This window comes from Armatimonas sp., from assembly GCF_031410135.1.
Lineage (GTDB): Bacteria > Armatimonadota > Armatimonadia > Armatimonadales > Armatimonadaceae > Armatimonas.
In genome coordinates, this window is record NZ_JANNYP010000828.1 from 1 (window position 1) to 2,566 (window position 2,566).

Annotated in this window: 1 protein-coding gene and 1 pseudogene; one reads left to right on the forward strand and one right to left on the reverse strand. The window is 64.2% G+C overall.

Annotated elements, in window-relative coordinates:
• Positions 1-923 (forward strand): annotated as a pseudogene (locus RMO15_RS30160) (hypothetical protein); the annotation flags it as partial.
• Here RMO15_RS30160 and RMO15_RS30165 read toward each other — a convergent pair.
• Positions 920-2,566 (reverse strand): aminotransferase class III-fold pyridoxal phosphate-dependent enzyme (locus tag RMO15_RS30165; protein ID WP_309721954.1); only part of this gene is annotated, 1,647 nt, incomplete at its 5' end. The pseudogene RMO15_RS30160 and the gene RMO15_RS30165 overlap by 4 nt on opposite strands.

Genomic DNA, 2,566 nt, shown 5'->3' on the forward strand with positions numbered 1-2,566 from the left:
CGGCGCACTTTGTCCTCTGGGGCCGCGAGGCACTACTGGAGCGTAGCCTGCCCTACTACACCGAGATTCTTCCCCAGGCGCAGGCCACGGCGCGGCGACAAGGGTTTCGCGGGGCACGCTGGCCTAAGATGGTCGGCCCCGATGGCCGCGAGAGCCCCAGCCCGGTCGGCGTTTTTCTGCTCTGGCAGCAGCCGCACCCGATTTTTTATGCCGAGCTACTCTACAAGAGCAAGCCGACGGTGAGCACGCTTAAAAAATATAAAACGCTGGTTGGGGAGACGGCGGAGTTTCTGGCGAGCTATGCGGCAAAAGGCCAGCTCGGCCCTATGCTCATCCCGGCCCAAGAGAGCTACAAGCCCGCCACTACCATAAACCCAACGTTCGAGCTGGCCTATGTCTGGTGGGCGCTGGAGACCGCGCAGCTCTGGCGCGAGCGACTGGGAATGCCTCGCGAGCCCGAGTGGGAGCGGGTGCAAAATGCCCTGCCCAAGCCGCTCGTCCGTGACGGCGTGTACCCCGGAATCGGGTCGCCGCCCTACACCATAACGCGCGATCACCCGTCGCATGTCGCCGCACTGGGGATGCTTCCGCCCACGCCCCTGATTGAGAAAGAGCGGATGAAAGCGACACTCCTGCAGATCGAGAAGACCTGGGACTGGCCCGCCACCTGGGGCTGGGACTACCCGATGCTGGCCATGACCGCCGCTCGCCTGGGAATGCCTGAGAAGGCCCTAGATTTCCTGCTACTGGAGACCCCCAAGAACCGCTATCTTGCCAACGGCCACAACTACCAGCGTCCCAATATCCCGCTCTATCTTCCGGGCAACGGCGGCCTGCTCTACGCCGTTGCTCTACTGGCCCAGACCGGCTTTCCTCAGAAAGGCTGGCAGGTTCAGACCGAGGGCCTGCGCCCATCGCTCTAGGACTGCGCGGCATCCTCGGAGAAGGCACGGTCGAGGGCGGCGAGGAGCTGATCTGCATCGTCTGGGGTAACAATCAGCGGCGGCTTGATCTTGAGGACATTGTGGTGGGGACCGTCGGTGGAGATCAGCACCCTGAAGTCCTTGAGGCGGTTGGCGACATGCGATGCGGCAGCGGCAAACGGCTCCTGGGTGGCGCGATCTTTGACCAGCTCTGTGCCGATATAGAGCCCCAGCCCACGCACATCCCCGATCACCGGGTAGCGCGTCTGGAGCGCCCGCAGCCCGTCTAGAATTCGATTGCCCACCGTGAGCGCGTTGGCCTGGAGCTGTTTTTCCTGGATCTCTTGGAGGACGGCCTGCCCGGCGGCGAGCGAGGCGGGGTTGCCGCCAAAGGTGTTGAAGTACTCCATACCGTTGTTGAACGCCGCCGCGATCTCTGGCGTTGTGATGACGGCACCGAGCGGCCAGCCATTGCCGATGGGCTTGCCCAGCGTGACGATATCCGGGACGACGCCCTGGTGCTCAAAGGCCCAGAAGTGCGTCCCCGCACGCCCAAAACCCACCTGAACCTCATCGGCGACGCACACACCACCTCGGGCACGCACCCGGCGGTAGACCTCTCTTAGGTAGCCCTCGGGCAGGACAAGCTGGCCGCCACAGCCTAGGATGCTCTCCGCGATAAACATCCCGACCGGGTGGCCCGCCGCCTCCAGAGCGTCAAGGGCTTCGTCGGTGAGGGCGGCGTAGCGCGGGCCGCAGCCCTCACCACGGAAAGCCCCTCGGTACGGGTCGGGGAGGGGGAGTTTCAGCACCCAGTCGGGCGCACCTCGGCCGCCCTTGCCCTCGTTCTTGTAAGGGCTCAGGTCCACTAAGAGACTGGTATTGCCGTGGTAGGCCGCGTCCACGACTAGCGCCCCCTGTCGCCCCGTGGCCGCGCGCGCTAGGCGCAGGGCTAGCTCATTGGCCTCGCTTCCGCTATTGACAAAGTAGCACACCGAGAGCGGCGCAGGAAGAGTCGCGGTGAGCGCATCGGCGTAGGCCTCCATCAGGGGGTGTAGGTAGCGGCTGTTAGTGTTGAGCACCGCCAGCTGGCGCAGCGCCGCCTGCACCACGCGCGGGTTGCTGTGCCCCACGTGCGGGACATTGTTGACCATGTCCAGAAACGCCTGCCCGTCGGCGGTGTAGAGGTATTGCCCATACCCCCGGACAATCTGCAGCGGCTCTTGGTAGCTGATCGAGAGCGATGGTCCGATACTCTGATGGCGGCGAGTGAGCAGCGACGCATTGGGCTCAGGCTCGCCGTTGATTCCGCCAGGCACCCCAAAAATTAAATTAGGATCGGGGCAGACACCAGCGTAGAGCGCCTTCTCGGCGTGCCGGGCGACCCCAGGAAAATCGCCCTCGTAGCCCAGCAAGTCCAGCAGAACCTGAAAGTGCAGGTGCGGCGGCCAGCCCCCGTTGTGCTCGCGTCGGCCCAGCGCCGCGAAACACTGCTCTCTCTCAATGCGCTGCCCTACATGAAGCGTCGTCAGGCACGCCGGATCGAGATGTCCGTAGAGCGTAAAGAAAGTCAGGTGCGTTTCTCCGGCTTGGTGCGACAGAATTACGGTGGGGCCGTAGTTGCCCGCGCCCGTATTGTCCAC